Annotated in this window: 15 protein-coding genes; 2 read left to right on the top strand and 13 right to left on the bottom strand. The window is 62.5% G+C overall.

Annotated elements, in window-relative coordinates; genetic code table 11:
* Positions 1 to 71: 71 nt before the first annotated feature.
* Entirely contained in the window at positions 72 to 968 is an 897-nt protein-coding gene (gene choW / locus BM062_RS14985) for a choline ABC transporter permease subunit (RefSeq protein WP_092398186.1), read from the bottom strand.
* On the bottom strand, positions 961 to 2151 hold the full coding sequence (locus tag BM062_RS14980) for a quaternary amine ABC transporter ATP-binding protein (protein WP_092398184.1): 1191 nt from the start codon (positions 2149 to 2151) through the stop codon (positions 961 to 963). Before BM062_RS14980 ends, choW begins: the two co-directional genes overlap by 8 nt.
* Positions 2152 to 2717: 566 nt before the next feature.
* On the opposite strand from BM062_RS14980, the gene BM062_RS14975 reads away from it, so the two are divergent.
* Entirely contained in the window at positions 2718 to 3596 is an 879-nt protein-coding gene (locus BM062_RS14975) for a TorF family putative porin (protein ID WP_092398182.1), read from the top strand.
* Between the two features lie 124 nt (positions 3597 to 3720).
* On the opposite strand, the gene BM062_RS14970 is transcribed toward BM062_RS14975, so the two are convergent.
* From BM062_RS14970 to BM062_RS14920, 11 genes are all read right to left on the bottom strand, one after another.
* Positions 3721 to 4998, bottom strand: a complete 1278-nt coding sequence (locus BM062_RS14970) for an amidohydrolase family protein (protein WP_092398180.1) — start codon at positions 4996 to 4998, stop codon at positions 3721 to 3723.
* 133 nt (positions 4999 to 5131) lie between these two features.
* Positions 5132 to 5989: a glycine betaine ABC transporter substrate-binding protein gene (locus tag BM062_RS14965; RefSeq protein WP_092398178.1), complete on the bottom strand. Its 858-nt coding sequence runs from the start codon at positions 5987 to 5989 to the stop codon at positions 5132 to 5134.
* 93 nt (positions 5990 to 6082) lie between these two features.
* Positions 6083 to 7183 carry an FAD-binding oxidoreductase gene (locus BM062_RS14960; protein WP_092398307.1) on the bottom strand — a complete coding sequence of 367 codons (1101 nt, stop codon included), beginning with the start codon at positions 7181 to 7183 and terminating at the stop codon, positions 6083 to 6085.
* Between the two features lie 30 nt (positions 7184 to 7213).
* Positions 7214 to 8527, bottom strand: coding sequence for an aromatic ring-hydroxylating oxygenase subunit alpha (locus BM062_RS14955; protein WP_092398176.1), 1314 nt, complete (start codon positions 8525 to 8527; stop codon positions 7214 to 7216).
* Positions 8528 to 8575: 48 nt separating this feature from the next.
* On the bottom strand, positions 8576 to 9394 hold the full coding sequence (locus tag BM062_RS14950; protein ID WP_092398174.1) for a drug:proton antiporter: 819 nt from the start codon (positions 9392 to 9394) through the stop codon (positions 8576 to 8578).
* Positions 9391 to 10557 carry an electron transfer flavoprotein subunit alpha/FixB family protein gene (locus tag BM062_RS14945; protein ID WP_092398172.1) on the bottom strand — a complete coding sequence of 389 codons (1167 nt, stop codon included), beginning with the start codon at positions 10555 to 10557 and terminating at the stop codon, positions 9391 to 9393. Before BM062_RS14945 ends, BM062_RS14950 begins: the two co-directional genes overlap by 4 nt.
* Before the next feature lie 2 nt (positions 10558 to 10559).
* Positions 10560 to 12482: a (Fe-S)-binding protein gene (locus BM062_RS14940; RefSeq protein WP_092398170.1), complete on the bottom strand. Its 1923-nt coding sequence runs from the start codon at positions 12480 to 12482 to the stop codon at positions 10560 to 10562.
* Positions 12483 to 12484: 2 nt separating this feature from the next.
* Positions 12485 to 14548 (bottom strand): NADH:flavin oxidoreductase, encoded by a 2064-nt coding sequence (locus BM062_RS14935; protein ID WP_092398168.1) that lies wholly within the window; start codon positions 14546 to 14548, stop codon positions 12485 to 12487.
* A gap of 9 nt (positions 14549 to 14557) precedes the next feature.
* Positions 14558 to 15088: a DUF5943 domain-containing protein gene (locus tag BM062_RS14930; protein ID WP_092398166.1), complete on the bottom strand. Its 531-nt coding sequence runs from the start codon at positions 15086 to 15088 to the stop codon at positions 14558 to 14560.
* Between the two features lie 28 nt (positions 15089 to 15116).
* Positions 15117 to 16088, bottom strand: a complete 972-nt coding sequence (locus BM062_RS14925) for a dipeptidase (RefSeq protein ID WP_092398163.1) — start codon at positions 16086 to 16088, stop codon at positions 15117 to 15119.
* Between the two features lie 10 nt (positions 16089 to 16098).
* Entirely contained in the window at positions 16099 to 17367 is a 1269-nt protein-coding gene (locus BM062_RS14920; RefSeq protein ID WP_092398161.1) for a serine hydroxymethyltransferase, read from the bottom strand.
* A gap of 464 nt (positions 17368 to 17831) precedes the next feature.
* On the opposite strand from BM062_RS14920, the gene BM062_RS14910 reads away from it, so the two are divergent.
* The gene (locus BM062_RS14910; protein WP_254785084.1) at positions 17832 to 18845 is read left to right on the top strand and encodes a GlxA family transcriptional regulator; all 1014 of its coding nucleotides are present in this window, start codon (positions 17832 to 17834) and stop codon (positions 18843 to 18845) included.
* Positions 18846 to 18866 lie beyond the last annotated feature (21 nt).

Raw genomic sequence — 18866 nt, 5'->3', positions numbered from 1 at the left:
ATGGCTACCGGCGCCGGACCTCCGGCGCGGATCACGTTGCTGCTATCTGTTGCTGCCCTTTTCCCCTGCCCTTAGCCGGCGGCCAGCGCAGGGCTCTTGCGAAACCATTTGCGCAGCCGGAAAAAGCGCTGCACCTTGCCGGCTTCCGGCGTGCGGCCGAAACTTTCGGTGATGCGGTCGAGGATGATCGCCAGCAGCACCACGCTCAGGCCGCTCTCGAAGCCGAGGCCGATGTCGAGCCGCTGGATGCTGGCCAGCACATCGTTGCCGAGGCCGCCGGCGCCCACCATGGAAGCGATGATCACCATCGACAGCGCCATCATGATGGTCTGGTTGATGCCGGCCATGATCGACGGCAAGGCGTTCGGGAACTGCACCTTGTACAGCAGCTGCCAGCCGGTGCAGCCGAAAGCCTGGCCGGCTTCGACGATCTCGTTGTTGACCTGGCGGATGCCGAGCGCGGTCAGGCGCACCGCCGGCGGCATCGCAAAAATCACGGTGGACAATATGCCCGGCACCCGGCCCAGGCCGAACATCATGGCGGCCGGGATCAGGTAGACGAAGGCCGGCATGGTCTGCATCAGGTCCAGGATAGGACGCACCACCATCGCCACCCGTTTGCTCTTGGCGGCCCAGACCCCGACCGGGATGCCCAGCGCCAGGCTGATCAGGGTCGACGAAATGGTCAGCCCCAGGGTGACGATGGTCTGGTCCCAGAACCCTGTGTTATAGATGACGAAGAAAGACACCACGGTGAACAGCGCGAACTTGAAGCCGACGCGCCAGATGCCCAGCACGATGAAAAAGCCCATCAGCAGCCAGAGCGGCAAAACCTGCAGGCCGTGCTCGATGGTTTCGGCAAACCAGCTGATGGCATTGCCGAAGCTGTCGAAACTGTTGCCGTGCTTATCGAGTATGTAATGGACGAACTGGTCGACCCAGCGTCCCAGCGGAAGATGTTCAGACATGCGAACCTCGGGATTTTGACAAAGCTTGGAGCACCATGGACTGGCTGATCGCACCGCAATAGCAGCCGTCGCCGTCCACCACCGGCAATGGACTGCGGCTGCTGATCAGCCGGTCCATCACATCTTCCAGGTTGCTGCGGTGGTGGATCACGTCGATGCGGTCCAGCCCGTTCAGCTGCAGGTTGCCGCTGGCGTCGGCATGGCGGCGCGTGGCAACGATGCCTTGCACCTTGCGCGCGGCGTCCACCACGAAGGCATAATCGGAGCGGCTGCTGCGGTACAGGTCGCCGTTGGCCTGCACCTCGCCGGCGGAAGCCACCAGAGGCACGGCATCGGTTTGCATGAGGTCGCCGGCGGTGAGATAGCGGTTGGTGTCGACGCCGTCGAAAAAGGCGCGCACATATTCTTCGGCAGGATGGTCGATGATTTCCTGGGCGGTGCCGACCTGCACCAGCCGGCCGCCCTCCATGATGGCGATGCGGCTGCCGATGCGCAGCGCTTCTTCCAGGTCGTGCGAGACAAAAATGATGGTGCGCTGCTGTTCCTTTTGCAAATCCAGCAGCACGTCCTGCATTTCCTTGCGCTTGAGCGGATCGAGCGCGGAGAACGCCTCATCCATGATCATCAGCGACGGGTTGACCGCCAGCGCCCGCGCCAGGCCGACCCGCTGCTGCATGCCGCCCGACAGTTCGCACGGCAGCTTGTTGGCGAACGACGCCAGGCCGACCTGCTCCAGCACCGCCATGGTGCGGCGCTCGCGCTCTTTCTTGCCGACCCCGGCCACTTCCAGGCCGAAGCAGGCATTCGACAACACCGTCCGGTGCGGCATCAGCGCAAACGACTGGAACACCATGCTCATGTCGCGCCGGCGCAGCTTGATCAATTGCGAATTCGTCATCTGCGCCACGTTCTGGCCATCCACCAGGACATTGCCGGCGCTGGGATCGACCAGGCGGTTGATCAGCCGGATCAGGGTCGACTTGCCCGAACCGGACAAGCCCATCAGCACGAATATCTCGCCCTCCTGCACCTCGAACGACACGTTTTGCACGCCGACCACCTGCCCGGTCTCGGCAAATATCTGGTCTTTCGACTGCCCTCTCTCCAGCATGTCCAGGGCTGACTGCGGGTTATTGCCGAAGACCTTGTACAAACGGTCAACTACTACTTTTGCAGACTTCATTACCTGTCTCCTGATTGTGCATTCGACGCTATTGCAGCCGGGATCATTCCTCACTGCAACAAATCGCTAGCGTGCGGGTCTGGCCGTCCTTGCCCGCTTGTTTCAAATCCACTGCTGCAGAGTGTATGTGCAGCACGGCTGGGAAGACAAGCGGCAACGCATTGTCCGGCGCCCTTACGACGGCGGGAAATCCATGAGAAAAATTCGTCTTACGTTATTCACATAGTCGCGACAAAGGTTTTTTGCCGGATGACGATTTACGACAAGCACTTAATCAAAAACGACGAAGCACTTGTCGTGCCATGACTAGCCATTGCCTGTCCGTCACCAGTCGATTTTTTTATGTCGCAATTCCATCATTTTTAGTCGCAATTGCAGGGAGTTAGGTTTTCCTGCCGGGACAATAATTATCTGCAGGTATCGAAGCGAGCAATAAAACCGAGCGAGCCGCACAGCCTTGTTTCCTGTTGCTGCAATCGCTTGCTATCACGATATCGCGAAGGCGCAATCGGCAAGACAGGCGATTGATATCAAAATGGAAATACACCAAAAGGGGAGTTGTCAGCATGCTTCAGAAATCCAGCAGGACCCGCAGTTACCCGTGGCTTGCCGCGGCCGTCGCATTCAGTTTCCAGTTGCCGGCATCGGCCCAGGCCATCGACAGCAGCGCCGCTACGGCGCCGTCCGCCGCGGCACCGGCTGCCGCAGCATCGGCTGCCGCACCTGCATCGCCGTTCACCGCCAACGTCACCATCGCCTCGCAATACGTGTCGCGCGGCTTCCGCCAGACCTGGGGCAAACCCGCCATCCAGGGCGGCTTTGACTATGCACATCCGAGCGGCCTGTTTGCCGGCACCTGGATGTCGACCGTCAGCGATCATTTCATCGAAGGCGGTTCGGTCGAGTGGGACCTGTACGGCGGTTACACCGGCACCGCCGGCGATTTCACCTACACCGGGCAGATCTACTATTACCTCTACCCCGGCGCCGAAGCGTCGTTTGCAAAAACCAAATACAACTACGGCGAAGCGGTCGCCTCGCTGACCTACAAGTGGTTCAACGTCAAATACTGGCTGACTTACACGCCTGACTATTTCGGCTACAACAGCGCAACGCTAGGCATAGGCAGCGGCCAGCACAGCCGCGGCTCGGGCTACCTGGACCTGAACGGCACGTTCGACCTCGGCAGCGGCTACAGCCTGCTGCTGCACTACGGTAACGAGCGGGTGAGGAATTTCTCTGCCTACAGTTTCCAGGACGGCAAAATCGCCCTGTCCAAGGCGTTTGACGGCGGCTGGACTGTCGCCGGCGCGGTCACCAAAGGCTGGGGCAAGAATGGCGTTTATGACCACTACACCACCGGCGTGCTGAATTCGGCGGGCCAAGCCGAGGTATCCAACCCGCTGGCCACGACGCTGGTGCTGTCGCTGACCAAGACCTTCTGATCGTCCAGGTCCCCGGTCGCTTCGCGAGAAAAATGCTGCTCCGGCAAACGCGAGGCGCATTGCCGAAGTCATCGGATGCGCATGGCTTCGGTTCTTTTCAACAGCCTGCTCCAGGCGTCCTCGCTCAACCGGGATGCAAGCGGAAATCGACCGTTGCCGGCCGGCCCGGCAGCGCCAGCGTAGCCTGTATTGCCGGCGACTGGCTGATGACCTTGCCGCGCCGGATCACATATCTTCTGCCGGCACGCAGCCTGATCGCTTCGACCGTGCTGCGCGCATCGAGCACCACCAGGTCGGCGTTGCAGCCAGGCGTCAAACCGTAGCCGCTCAGGCCGAGTATCCGCGCCGGCGTTTCCGTCACGGCCAGGAAACAGGCGTGCATCGCTTCCTGCCCGGTCATCTGCGCCACGTGCAGGCCCATGTGCGCCACCTCCAGCATGTCGCCTGAGCCCAGGCTGTACCAGGGATCCATCACGCAATCGTGGCCGAAAGCGACATCGATGCCGGCCGCCAGCATTTCCGGCACGCGGGTCATGCCGCGGCGTTTCGGATAGCTGTCATGCCGGCCCTGCAAGGTGATGTTGATCAGAGGATTGGCGATCGCCGCCACCCCCGCTTCGCGGATCAGCGGCAGCAGCTTGCTGACATAGTAGTTGTCCATCGAATGCATTGAGGTCAGGTGCGATCCTGTCACCCGGCCTTGCAACCCCAGCCGCTGCGCATGAAATGCCAGGGTTTCGATATGACGCGACATGGGGTCGTCCGATTCGTCGCAATGCATGTCGACGCGCAAGCCCTTTTCCGCGGCAAACTCGCACAGCAGGCGGACCGACTCGGCGCCGTCGGCCATGGTGCGTTCAAAATGCGGGATGCCGCCGACCACATCGACTCCCATGGCAATCGCTCGCTTCAGGTTGGCAAACGCGCTTGGGCTGCGCAACAGTCCATCTTGCGGAAACGCCACCAACTGCAAGTCAAGGTAAGGCGCCACCTGGCGCTTGACGTGCAGCAGCGCTTCTACCGCAAGCAAGCGGTCGTCGCAGATATCGACATGCGAGCGGATCGCCAGCAAGCCGCGCGCCACGGCCCAGTCGCAATATTGCATTGCCCTGGCGACCAGCGCTTCCTGCGTCAGCACCGGTTTCAGCTCGCCCCACAGCGCGATTCCTTCCAGCAGCGTACCGGAGCTGTTAACGCGCGGCAGCCCATAGCTGAGGGTGGCATCCATATGAAAATGCGCATCGACCAACGGCGGCGTCACCAGGTTGCCGCCGGCATCGATCTCCTGGGCGGCGCTGACCGCGAGCGCCGAGCCGACTGCCTGGATGCGGCCGTCGGCCATGGCGATATCAACACCGCTCCTGCCGTCCGGCAGCGTGGCATTACGAATAAGCAGGTCCATAGGCATCCTTTTAACTGCGCTACATGGCCGACTGCCGGGCATGATACCGGCACAGCGATGGACCATAGTAACGCCAAAGGAAATCCGATGACAACGCTAGCGCCGCGTCACCCTGCTTTAAAACCTGAGCGCTCTACTTCTGCAGCCACTGGCTGACGCGCTGCGGATGCGCATCGACCCATTGCTTGGCCGCCGCTTCCGGCTTGGCGCCGTTTTCAATGGCCAGCATGACGCTGTCGATTTCGCCCGGCTGCCATGAGAAACGCTTCAGCAGATCGTTGACCGGCCTGGCCTTCGCTTCCAGGCCAGGATTGGCGATGCTGTCGACATGCTCGGCTTCGCCGTAGACCTTTTTCGGATCGTCCAGGAACTTGAGTTTCCACTTGGCGAACATCCAGTGCGGCACCCAGCCGGTCACCGCAATCGCCTTGTTGTTGCGGATCGAACGCTCCAGCTCGGCCACCATGCCGCTGCCCGAACTAGGCACCAGCTTGTAATCCAGCCCGTAGTCCTTGATCGCCAGTTCCGTCTTGGTCATGACCCCGGCGCCGGCATCGATGCCGACGATGCGTCCCTCGAACGCAGCCTTCTGCGCAGGCAGATCGGCAATGCTGCCGGCATTCACGTAAGCAGGCACGATCAGCCCGATCCTGGCGCCCGGATAATTCACCCCCAGGTTCACCACCTTGTCCTTCAGCTTCTCGTAATACGCACCCTGCGTCACCGGCAGCCAGGCCGACATGGTGGCGTCCAGGTCGCCACGCGCCACGCCCTGCCACATCAGTCCGGCGGAAACCGGCACCAGCTTGACCTCATACCCCAAGTGCTGCCGGATGATCTGCGCCGCGACATAAGTAGTCGCCACACTGTCCGACCATCCTTCCACATAGCCGATCTTGATCCCCGGCTTGCCATCCGCCGCCGCCCCTCCCGCACCAGCCACGCACGCCAGCGCAACGATCAGCCAACATAATTTTCGTATCAGACTCATGCTCAACCCCTTCAATATATTCCAATCGGTGCTGCTGCTTTAATTAGGGTCAGAGTCGAATTAATTTTAAAAACAATTCGACTCTGACCCTAATTATTTGTCTACGACCAGGTTGCTTAGCGGTTTGCTGCAGCAGAGGAGCACCATGCCTTGGTCGATTTCGCGTTGGCGGATGCCGCCTTTGTGCTGCATGTCTACCGTTCCGGACACCAGCTTGACCTTGCAGGTGCCGCACATGCCTTGGGCGCATGAGGATGCCAGGCGGACGCCTGCGTTGCGGGCGGCGTCCAGCACATGCTGCTGCGGACCGCAGGTGATTTGGCGCATGCTTTTCTGGAAATTGACTTCGAAGCCGGTTGCTGCCGGTGCGTTTTCTGGCGTTGCCTGCGGTTGGCTCTCCTGTTGCAACGCCTCGAAGGAAAAACTTTCTTCGTGGTAGCGGGCACGGTCGAAACCGGCTTCGTCGAGCATGCCGCGCACCGCTTTCATGTAAGGCGCGGGGCCGCAGACGAAGATTTCCCGCTCCATGAAATCGGGCGCCATCAGCTTCAGCGCCGCCAGCGACAGCATGCCGGTCGGACCCGACCAGTCGCGCCGCTGGCCCAGCCGCTCGCAGATGAAGCGCGTGCGGAAATTCTGCTGGCTGGCAGCGATCAGGCTCAGCTCGCGTTCGAAGATGATGTCGTCCGGCGTGCGCGCGCTGTGGACGAAAACGATGTCCCGGTCGTCGCACAGGTCATGATGCGCGCGCGACATCGACATCAGCGGCGTGATGCCCGAGCCGGCCGAGAGGAAGAGGTATTTTTCCGCCGGATAGACAGCGCAGGTAAATTCGCCGGCTGCGCGCAGCACCTTGAGCTTGTCGCCGGCCTTGAGATTGTCGTGCAGCCAGTTCGAGACCGGCCCGCCGGGAACCCGCTTGACCGTGATCGAAATCGTGTGCGGCCGTGCCGGCGAGGATGAAATGGTGTAGCAGCGGTTGATCGCTTCGCCGTTGATTTCCAGCTCCAGCGTGATGAACTGGCCGGGCTGGAACGCAAAGGCGCCGCCGCCGGGCGCGGCGAAGAAAAAACTCTTTACATCGTGCGTCTCTGCCCGCACCTGGCAGCAGGCCAGCATCTCTTCGCTGTCGCTGTTCCACAGCGGCGGCATGCTGTCCCAGAAATTCCGGCGATTCAGTTTATAAGTATCCATGACCGGCCCTGGCAATATTTCGGCTTTCAATCAATTCTCCACGGCGATCGCTATGACGGTTGCCGAGCCCGGGCCCGAACCGGCAGCCAGGCCGGCCGACAAGCGGCCGATGTACCAGCTGCAGAATTTCTCAACCAGGCCCTCGGTAAACGGCGAATAAGGACCGGGCTGATAGGCTGCGCTGCGTGCTCCTTGCTGCGACAGTTCGACCAGCCGCTTGTCCTGGTCGTTGGTGGCGTTCCACACCGCGCTCAGGTTGTCGAGCTGGTAGTCGATGCCTTCGCGCGCATCCTTATGCACCAGCCATTTGGTGCGCACCAGGGTGCGTTCCGCCGACAAGGGCAGGACCGAAAAACTGACGATATGGTCGCTCATGAAGTGGTGCCAGGAATTCGGCTGGGTCCAGAATGACAAGCCACCCAGGTCGGCGCGTTCGAACTGTCCCAGCAGCTTGCCGGAAGCGACCTTGCCATCCAGCGTCTGCGATTCGCCGGCGCGGTCCAGCGGCAGGCGCTGGGTGCGGAAGCCGGTCACCAGTTCGTCCAGCCGCTCTATCTCCGCCGACGGCAAGCCGCCCTGCTCCCATTCGGCGCAGCGCTGCGCGGCCAGGCGATCGAATTCGGCGATCTGTTCTGCATTGCCAGGCGCCGACTGGTAGCCGAAACCGAACTCGAACAGCGAGGCGGTCAGTTCAGGATGATTGCTCGCGCAGTGATAGCACTCGCGATTGTTTTCCATCGTCAGCTTCCAGTTGCCCTCCTCGATCAGGTCGACCTGCTTGGCGATCTTGCAGTCCTGCAGCCCGTGCGGCAGCAGATAGGGCGCCATGGCGTCGCGCATGACCGCAAAGTCCTGCGGCGGCTGTTCCGCCAGGCAGATGAATATCAGGCCGGCCAGGTTCTCGACGTGCACCGGCTTCAAGCCGTGCTTGCTGCGGTCGAATTTCTCGCCCATGTGATCGGCATGGATCAGCTGTCCGTCCAGGTTGTAAGTCCACTGGTGATAAGGGCAGACCAGGTTGCCCACCGAACCCTTGTGTTCGGAACACAAACGCGCGCCCCGATGGCGGCATACATTGTGATAAGCACGCACCGACATGTCGTCGTCGCGCACCACCACGATGGAATTGAGACCGATCTCGACCGTGACGTAATCGCCCGGCTCGGGAATATCCGGCTCGACCGCCACATGGATCCAGTGCTTGCTGAAAATCTCCCGGATATCCAGGTCGAAGATTTCCGGGCTCAGGTAAAACGGCGCATCCAGGCTATGGCCAGGCAGGCGCTCAGCGATCAGTGATTGAATCTCTTTGGATACTTTCAATTGTTTCTCCATGCATTGCATTGATGGAACCGCCGCTTTGCAAATCCGGTTGCAAACCCATTTATAAAATCAATAATCGACCAGGCGATGCTCGCGCAGATAGGCCAGCACCACTTGCGCCTTGTCGGCCGCGCTGCCGTCCTGGACCACCTTGCCGCCGCGGCTTTCGCTCACGGTGGCGGCTTGCATGCGGGCATGGCCGGAGCGCTTTTCAGGCGCGACCAGCTTGCGCGGCACGGCTTTGGCAGGTTCGACCGTCCATTCCCCGGCGCTATCGCCGCTCGCCGCCGCGGCAGCAGAAAACGCCTGCTTCCTGATTTCGCCGCTACGCAACCTGGCGTAGGCATAACGCAAGCCGTTTGGCGCCAGCGGATGGACTGTCATCAGGGCCGGCAGCTTGAGCGCTACTTCACGGCGCCGGCCCTTGGGCAGATATTGCTGGGCGACGATGCTGTCCCGGTCTCGGTCCCGGTCCGGCGTCACGGCAACCACGCCGGCCAGCAACGGCAGGCCCAGGCGCGCCGCCAGCAGGTAAGGCAGCATGCCGCTAGCCGCCCCGCCTTCGGCACGGCTGCCGCACAGCACCAGGTCATATGGTTGCAACTGAGCCTGCAGCTGTGATTGCAATGCCGGCAATACCTCCCGCGACGCCGCGGCTTCGACCAGGGTGATGCTAGCCGCACCCAACGCCAGGTATTCAGGCAGGGCTGGATTGCCGGCGTCGCCGGCATGGATCACATCGATGCTGGTTCCAGCCGAGCGCTGCGCCAGCTTGCCGGCCATGTCCAGCGCGGCGGCGTCGTTACGGCTATAGCGCGGCACGCCGCTGACCGGATGGCGGCCTATCGACACCAGCACGGCAATCCGTTTGATGACAGCCTGGCTCATGATGCGCCCTCCATGCTGCGGGCTTGCCGCACCTGGTCCAGCAGCGCCGTCATCAGTTCCTGGGCGTCGCCGATGATGCTGAGGTCGGCGCGCTTGATCATCGGCGCGCTGGCGTCCAGGTTGACCGCGATCACATGGCGGCAATCCTTGATGCCCTGCAGGTGCTGGACCGCGCCGGAAATACCGAAGGCCAGGTAGGCGCTGGCGCTGACAGTCTTGCCGGTAGCGCCGATCTGCTTGTCGCGCTGGAATTTGCCGTCGTCGACCGCGACCCGGCTTGCGCCTACCGCCGCATCCAGCGCATTTGCCAGCGATTTGAACAGCGCGACATCGTCAACGCCGTTGCCCGCCGACACAATGAAATCGGCTTCATCCAGTTCCATCTGCGAGGCCGCCATGGTCTTGCTGCCGAGATCCAGGAATGGACTGGATGATGTCGCCGCCTCCGCCTTGACGCCGATGGCCGCGCTCAGCTCGCCAGCGACCTGTCCGCGCCCGAGGAAAGGCAAACGCGCATCCACGACATCGGTTTCCAGCAGGACCACCTGCGCCAGGCTGCGCCGAGCCAGCATGCTGCCTTGCTGGCGGTAAACCGCCAGGCCGCACTTGCTGATTTCGACCACATGGGTGGCGACGCTGGCCGCGGTCCCGGCGGCGCCCAGGCGCCGGCCGAGGTCGCTGCCAGTGACGCCGTCATCGGGAATGAACACGTGGGCCGGCAGCAGTGTTTCCATCAAAGCCTGCAGCGCTGCGAGTTCCGCTTCCGGCGCAAACGCATGGTTGCCGTATTGCGGCAGCACGACGCAGCGGTCCGCACCCAGCGCGGCGGCGTCGTCGTCCAGGCCGCCGAACACCAGCAGCGCCACTTCGGTCGCGCCATCGGCCAGCAGCGCCGCGGCAGCCACCGCCTGGCGCGCGTGTTCATCCAGCGCGCCGCGATCGCTGTGCGCCACCGCCAGCAGGCAGCCTGTGGTCACGGCATCGGCGGCCAGGCGCACAGGTTTTGCAGCCTGGTGCGGCTGGCTTTGCAGCGCGGCCTGGCCGCCGTCGCCGCCGCTGTCGCCAAGCTGGCCCAGCACGATACGCTTGACGCCATCGGCGTTGATGCTGAATGGACGGCGCGGGTTGATGCGCCTGACGCTGTTTTGTATCGCCATGTCCATCGTCAATTCTCCAGTGCCGCGGCCAGCAGTTCGGCGATGTCGCGCACTTCCGGGCGCGGCCCTACCACGCCTTCCAGCATCGCAGTGCAATTCGGACAAGCCACCACCACCGTATCGGCGCGCACGGCGCGGGCGTCATGGATGCGGATGTCGGGAATGCGCTGCTTGCCGGGGATATCGGTCAGGGGCGCGCCACCGCCGCCGCCGCAGCAGCGCCCGCGCATGCCGTTGCGCTCCATCTCGTGCAGCGGCAGGCCCAGCATCTTGAGCAGTTCGCGCGGCGCTTCGATCTCGCCGTTGTAGCGTCCCAGGTAGCACGGATCGTGATAGGTGAAACGCTGGTCGCTGCCGGCGGCCGGTTCAACCCTCGGCTTGATTTTTCCGGAACTCACCAGCGCCGCCATGAAGGTGGTGTGATGAAAAACCTCGTAGCGGCCGCCGAACGCCGGATATTCGTTGCGCAGGCAGTGCATGACATGCGGATCGGCAGTGACAATCCGCTTGAAGGTGAAAGCAGACAACTGGGCAATCATGTGCTGCGCCATGCCCTGGAACGTCGCTTCGTCGCCCAGGCGGCGGGCTACGTCGCCGGTGTCGGTTTCCAGCGAGCCCAGCACGGCGAAATCCACGTCCGCGGCCTGCAGCACCTTGACCAGCGCGCGCAAGCTGCGCTGGTAGCGCATGTCGAAACCGCCCTCGCCCACCATCAGCAACACGTCGACCGCCTGGCCGGGAACGATCTGCCGCACACCGAGGTCGATCGCCCAGTTGTAGCGCACGCCCAGGTCAAAGCCGCCTGCGCTGCCGGTCTCGCGCAGGTTCGCCAGCACTTCCGGACCCTTGCCAGGCACCTCGCCGAACTGCAAGGCCTGGTGGCGCCGCATGTCGACAATGGCGTCGACATGCTCGATCAGCATCGGGCATTCCTGCACGCAGGCGCGGCAGGTGGTGCAGGACCACAGGGTCTCGGGAGAGACCAGGCCCGGCACGATCGCATCCAGCGGCCGGCCTTGATGCTTGCCAAGCGGAATGCCGGGGTACGGGCTGCCGGCAAAATCAGCGTCGCTGCCGCCGGCCATGCCGGTCACCATGTCTTGTATCAGCTTCTTCGGGTTCAAAGGCTGGCCGGCGGCGAAGGCCGGACACGCCGCTTCGCACTTGCCGCACTGGACGCAGGCGTCGAAACCCAGCAGCTGGTTCCAGCGAAACTCGACCGGCTTGCCGACGCCCAGCTCGCCCTGCTCCAGCTTGAGCGGCTTGAGCGCGGTAACCGGCGTGCGTTTGCCGTCATGTGTGAAATCTTGCTTGAACCGTTCCTGGCGCGGATGGAACGCCAGGTGCAGCAGGCCGGCCAGCGCGTGTTTCATCGGCCCGCCGCGGGCCGCGCCCACGGTCAAGGTCCAAGCGCCCAATCCCAGCAGCAGCACGGTCACCAGCGCGCTCAAGCCTGACATCAATTGCAAGGGAAGCAGGCCCAGCGCCAGCAAACCCAGCGCAAACGCCGCCAGCATCCAGGGCAAACGCATCCAGGCGCCGCGCGACAAGCGCGCCGGCGGCGTGCGGCGCCGGTGCCAGACGAACAGCACGCCGGCCAGCATGACCAGCGCAAACAGGCCGATCGCCTTGTCCAGCGCCGAGGCATACAGCATCAGGCCGTAATTGACCGCCACCAGCGCCATCGCCGCTATCGCGCCGCCGGCGGCCGCCACGTGGGTGCGGGCAATATAGGGATCGCGCGCCACCACATGATGCAGGTCGACAAAATAGCGCTTTGGAATCGCCAGCAGGCCCAGCCAGGATACCGAGGCGTCGCGGCCGGCGCGCCACAAGGCAGCCCGCCGCGCCAGGCCGGCAGACAATCCCGCCACCGACAGCCAGAACAGCACGGTGATGGCATGGTTGAGGGAAGAAGCCAGGGCGCCCATGGTCAGAAATCCTTGCACAGGCGCAGCGCATCGTAGATCGCTGCGTGGATATTATGCATGGAGATGCAGTCGCCGACCCGGAACAGCAGGAAGCGGCCGTCGCCCAGGGTTTCCGCCAAGGCCAGCTGCGGCTCGGCGGCGAACAGCTTGTTGAGGTCGATCTGGCCGCGGTTGAGCGATTGCGGCTTGAGCGACCAGTACAGATGATCGTTGGGCAGGATGCCGTTTTCAATCACCACCTGGTCGACTACCCGCTCTTCCTGTATCTCGGTGTATTCGTTGCGCAGCACCGCGACCTTCTTGTCGCCCTCGGCGTAGACCCGGTCCAGCCAGTAGTTCGGTGTCGGGATCACGCCTTGTGCATACAGGCGGCGATAGAAAATCGGGAAAGTGGTGCCGCCGGTATCGTCGGCGATCTTGACATCGGGCGTGACGATTTCCACCAGGCTGCCGCGGCTGGCCAGGAAATCGGCGACGCCGAAACCGGCGTGGGTGCTGATGCCGTCGTACACCAGCACGTTCTTGCCGGGCGCGACGCGGCCTTGCAGGATATCCCAGGAGCTGACCGACAGGCCCTCGGCAATGCCCCAGGCCGCAACCTGGCCGGTGTAATTGCTGCCGCCGGTCGCCAGTACCACGATATCCGGCTGTTCGGCCATGATCATCGCTTCATCGGCATCCACGCCCAGCCGGCGGTCGACGCCGAGGCGCCTGGTTTCCATGTCGAACCAGCGCACGATGCCGGCCATCTGCTCGCGCTGCGGCGCCTTGGCCGCCAGGTTGATCTGGCCGCCGACGACATCGCTGCGCTCGAACAGCACCACATCGTGGCCGCGTTCACGCGCCACCCGCGCTGCTTCCAGTCCAGCGGGGCCGGCTCCCACCACTACTACCTTGCGTTTCGGGCCGCGGCTTTTGGCGATCTGGTGCGGCATGCTTTGTTCGCGCGAGGTCGCGGCGTTCTGTACGCACAGCACGTCGAGCCCGTTGTACTGGCGGTCGATGCAGTAGTTGGCGCCCACGCATTGCTTGATTTCGTCTTCACGGCCGTCGCGGATCTTGATCACCATGTGCGGATCGGCGATCTGCGCGCGCGTCATGCCTACCAGGTCGACCATGCCGGAAGACAGTATGCGTTCCGCCTGGCCGGCGTCGCGTATGCTTTGCGCGTGCATCACCGGCACCTTGGACACCGCCTTGATGCCGGCCGCCAGGTGGACAAACGGTTCCGGCGGCAGCGCCATCGGCGGCATACAGTTGGCCAGGGTATTGTGGGTATCGGCGCCGGAGCCGACCACGCTCAGGAAATCGACCAGGCCGCTGGCCGACATCGCTTGCGCGATTTCCTTGGCGGTTTCGTGATCGACGCCGTCTTCATGGAACTCGTCGCCGCACATGCGCAGGCCAACGCAGAAATCGCTGCCGACCGCTTCCCGCACCGCGGTCAGCACTTCAATGCCGAAGCGCATGCGGTTTTCCAGGCTGCCGCCGTATTCGTCGCTGCGCTGGTTCACGCGCGGACTCCAGAACTGGTCGATCAGCTGCTGGTGGGCGGCGGAAATCTCGATGCCGTCCATGCCGGCCTGCTTGACGCGTTTGGCGGCAGCGGCAAAGTCGGCGACGATGCGGCGGATTTCTTCAATCTCGATGATCTTGGCGTTGCCGCGATGGACCGGTTCACGGATCCCCGACGGGCTGACCAGGTGCGGCCAGTTCTCGCCATGCCATGCCGTGCGGCGCCCCATGTGGGTAGCCTGGATCATGATCTTGGCGCCGTGCCGGTGCATGGCCTCCGCCAGCCGCGACAAAGGCTCGATCACCTTGTCGGTGGTCAGGTTGACCGATTTCCACCAGCCTTGCGGGCTGTCGATGGAAACCGTGCTGGAGCCGCCGCAAATCGCCAGCCCCAGGCCGCCCTTGGCCTTTTCTTCGTAATACCGTATATAGCGTTCGCCCGGCAAGCCGCCGGCTTCCGCGTACACCTCTGCGTGGGCGGTGCTGACTACCCGGTTGCGCAGGGTCACCTGGTTCAGGGTCAACGGCGAAAACAAAGTCGGATAACGCATGGTCTGTATCTATCCCTGAGCGGCGACTGCCGTGACTGTAAACACGCAATGATCGTGGCCTTCGCCGCCGCACTGGGTTTCGCTGCAGCTCGAGCGCAACGGATTGCCGGTGGTGTCGGAGACCCAGTCCATGGCGCCGGCAAACCAGCCGGCGAACATGTAGCAAAGCTTGCCGTGCGCTTCCGGCTGCTGCAGCACGAACGATGAATTGAGCAGCTTGATGCTGGCGCTGGCCTTGGCCGCATCTACCTCGGTGAAAGAGAACAGGCCCCAGCCGCGCTGCGACAGGCGCTTCAGGTAATGTTTGTAGACGTCGAGGCCGGACATGCCGTGCTGCCTGGCTTCCTTTTCGCACCAGAAATAGGCGGACTTGTGGCCGGCCTGGTACAGGATCTCGGCATATTCTTCGCGTCCGAGCGCGGCTTCCACCGCGGTATGGTTGTTGGTGAAAAAATGGCGCGGGACATACAGCATCGGCAGTTTGTCGGTGGTCCAGACGCCGGTGCTGGCGTCGACTTCAATCGGCAATTGGGGTTGCATCGCTACTCCTCGGTATCTTGCTTGACGTTCAATCGTTCCAGACTTCGCCGAAAACCCGCAGCCAGTTTTCGCCCAGCACCTTGCGTATGCGGCTTTCCTTCCAGCCGGCGCGTTCCATCGCACTGGTCAGGTTGGGGAAATCGCCTATGGTGCGAAAACCTTCAGGATTGATCACCGTGCCGAAATCGGTCAGGCGGCGATGGCGGCCCTTGTCGTGCGTCAGCCATTCAAAGAACGGCTTGCCGTAGCCTTGCGTGAAATCGGTGCCGATGCCGACGCAATCGTCGCCGACCAGGTTGATGATGTAATCGAAGGCTTCCACGTAGTCGTCGACATTGGCGCTGCTGCCGCGCTTGAGGAAAGGCGGGAACATGGTGACGCCGATGAAGCCGCCATGGCCGGCGATGAATTTCAGCTGCTCGTCGCTCTTGTTGCGCGGATGCTGTTTCAGGCCGGACGGCAGGCAGTGCGAATAACAGACCGGTTTCTTCGAGGCCAGGATCGCTTCGGTCGAGGTATTGCCGCCAACATGCGACAAATCGACCATGATGCCGACCCGGTTCATCTCTTCGATCACCTCGCGGCCAAAACCGGACAAGCCGCCGTCGCGCTCGTAGCAGCCGGTGCCGATCAGGTTCTGGGTGTTGTAGCAAAGCTGCACCACCCGCACGCCCAGCTCGGCGAACACTTCGATATAACCAAGGTTGTCTTCAAACGCATGGGCGTTCTGGAAACCCAGGATGACGCCGGTGCGCCCTTCCTTTTTTGCGCGCCTGACATCGTCGACGCCGCGCACCAGGGTCAGCAGGTCGGCGTTGTCGCGGATCAGGTTCTTCATGTCGACCACATTGCCGACCGTGCCCTGGAAACTTTCCCAGACCGAGATGGTGCAGTTGACGGCGCTCAGGCCGCCCTTCTTCATGTCTTCGAATACCGGCCGCTCCCATTTGGAAATGTTCAGGCCGTCGATGACCAGGCTTTGCTGGTGCAGGTTGCTCATGCCGGACTCCTCAATAGATTGGGAAACGCTTGCACAGCGCGCGTACTTCAGCCAGCACGCGCTGCTCGACTTCGGCGTCGCCCTCGGGCTTGCGCGCCAGTGCATCGAAGATCTCGACGGTCAGGCGGCCGATGGTGCGGAACTCGTCGACGCCGAAACCGCGCGCGGTGCCGGCCGGCGTGCCGAGCCGGATGCCGGAGGTGACTGTCGGCTTTTCGGTGTCGAACGGGATGCCGTTCTTGTTGCAGGTAATGCCGGCGCGTTCCAGCGCATGCTCCACTTGCGTGCCCTTCAAACCCTTCGGCCGCAGGTCGACCAGCAGCAGGTGGTTTTCCGTGCCGCCGGTCACCAGGTCGACGCCGCCGGCCAGCAGCACTTCGCCCAAGGCTTTGGCGTTGGCCACCACGCTGGCGATGTATTGCTTGAACTCTGGCTCCAGCGCCTCGCCGAAGGCGACCGCCTTGCCGGCGATGACATGCATCAAGGGGCCGCCCTGCAAGCCGGGGAACACCGCGGAATTGATTTTCTTGGCGATGTCCTCGTCATTGGTCAGCACGAAGCCGCCGCGCGGACCGCGCAAAGTCTTGTGCGTGGTCGACGTAACCACATGCGCATGCGGCACCGGACTTGGATGATGGCCGGTCGCGACCAGTCCGGCGATATGCGCCATGTCGACCATCAGCAGCGCATCGACGCTGTCGGCGATGGCGCGGAAACGGGCGAAATCGAGCTGGCGCGGGTAGGCGGAATAACCAGCGATGATCAGGCGCGGCTTGTGCTGTTTCGCCAGCGCTTCCACTTCGTCGTAGTCGATCAGGTAAGTATCGCGGTTGACGCCGTATTGCACGGCGTTGAACCATTTCCCCGACATCGCCGGCCGCGCGCCGTGCGTCAAATGGCCGCCGGCGTCGAGCGACATGCCGAGCACGGTATCTCCCGGTTTCACCAGCGCCAGCATGACGGCGCCGTTAGCCTGGGCGCCGGAGTGCGGCTGCACATTGGCGTACCTGGCGCCGAACAGCTGCTTGACCCGTTCCAGCGCCAGGGTTTCCACCTGGTCGACGAATTCGCAGCCGCCGTAATAGCGCTTGCCGGGATAACCTTCCGCATACTTGTTGGTCAGCACCGAGCCCTGCGCTTCCAGCACCGCGCGCGAAACGATGTTTTCGGAAGCAATCATCTCGATCTGGTTTTGCTGGCGTTCCAGTTCAAGGTTGATGGCTTGCTTGACCGCGGCGTCGCGTTCGGCCAGCGACTGGGAAAATGCAGGAAGTGTCATTTGTATATGCCTGGGAAAAAGAGGGTGTCGTGAGTGGTCCGTTGGTTGACACCATTTTGTCCCAGCCCCTTCCCCGCTATTGACTTGATCTGACGGGAACCTTTCAATTTGCGACATTGCCGTCACTTTTAGCCAAGCGCCGTTTGCAGGCCGGTCCGCCGGCCATGGCGACGGCCGGCGCGCCGCTTGCGCCGAAATGGTTCACGTGCACAAAAAGCGGGATCGCCGGCAATATTTTTTTGCGCCTGCACAGCCTGGGAAGACGGGTCGGGGCAATGCACTGGAAATCAAATCCTGCGTCTGCGGCCAGCGCCTTTTTCCTCTTTTCCGGCGGCCGCAAGCGTTGAAAATAAATCATCTGGTCGGCTTGGCATGCTTATTGCGACGCACAACCGAAAGCATTTGTTGTTCAGTCGTTTCAACGTTACATTGTCCATCGCTGATGTTTGCCAACGGAGCAGGTCATGTCTAAAAGCAGTTCTTCCTTCACCCATTTTGCTTTCATGCCGCTCAACAACTTTACGATGCTGGCATTTTCAAATGCCATCGAAGTACTGAGGATGGCCAACTACCTGGAAGGAACGATCCTGTACCGCTGGTCGGTGGTCAGCCCTGAAGGCGGCCCCGTGACAGCCAGCAACGGCCTTTCCGTGACCACCATCCGCGCCGACCAATGCCCTGCCGCCGATGTCGTGTTCGTCTGCGGCGGCACCGACATCGACGCCGCGGTCAACCCTGCCACGCTGGAATTGCTGCAATACCTGGCGACCCAGGACCTGACCCTGGGCAGCCTGTGCACCGGCGCCTTCGCCTTGGCCAAGGCCGGCCTGCTGGACGGCTACACTTGCGCCACCCATTGGGAAAACCTGTCGAGCCTGAAACAAACCTATCCCGCGATTTCTTTCGCGCCGGACCTGTTTGTCGTCGATCGCGACCGCATCACCTGCACCGGCGGCATAGCGCCGCTGGACATGATGCTGAACCTGATTTCGACCCAGGTCGGCAAGACCACGATTGCGGCGATTGCCGATCAATTCATCCTGGAGCACGTGCGCGACCACAAGGACCAGCAGCGGGTGCCGCTGACGGTGCGCATGACATCTGCCCGCCCGGCCATGGTGGAAGTGGTGTCGCTGATGGAAGCAAATATAGAGGAACCCTTGTCGCTGGACGAGCTGGCGCAGTTGTCGAACTCGTCGCCGCGCCAGCTACAGCGCATGTTCAAGGAACACATGGGCATGTCGCCTACTCATTATTACCTGACGCTGCGCCTGCGCAAGGCGCGCGAACTGCTGCGCCAGACCGACATGTCGATACTCAGCATCACGGTGGCTTGCGGTTTCCAGTCGGCCTGCCATTTCAGCAAGACCTATCGCGAAGTATTCAGCGTTGCGCCCAGCACCGAGCGCCGGCAGCCCAGCCAGGTTCCGGCGGCCTTGCTGGCAGCGCCAACGCAGCAGGCGGCAGTTTTCATTTAGCGGCGAAGCATCAGGGAGAGA

This window comes from Collimonas sp. OK412, assembly GCF_900112135.1.
GTDB lineage: Bacteria > Pseudomonadota > Gammaproteobacteria > Burkholderiales > Burkholderiaceae_D > Collimonas > Collimonas rhizosphaerae.
Note: the sequence above shows the minus strand (reverse complement) of the source record. Positions and strands in the feature narration are given on the sequence as shown.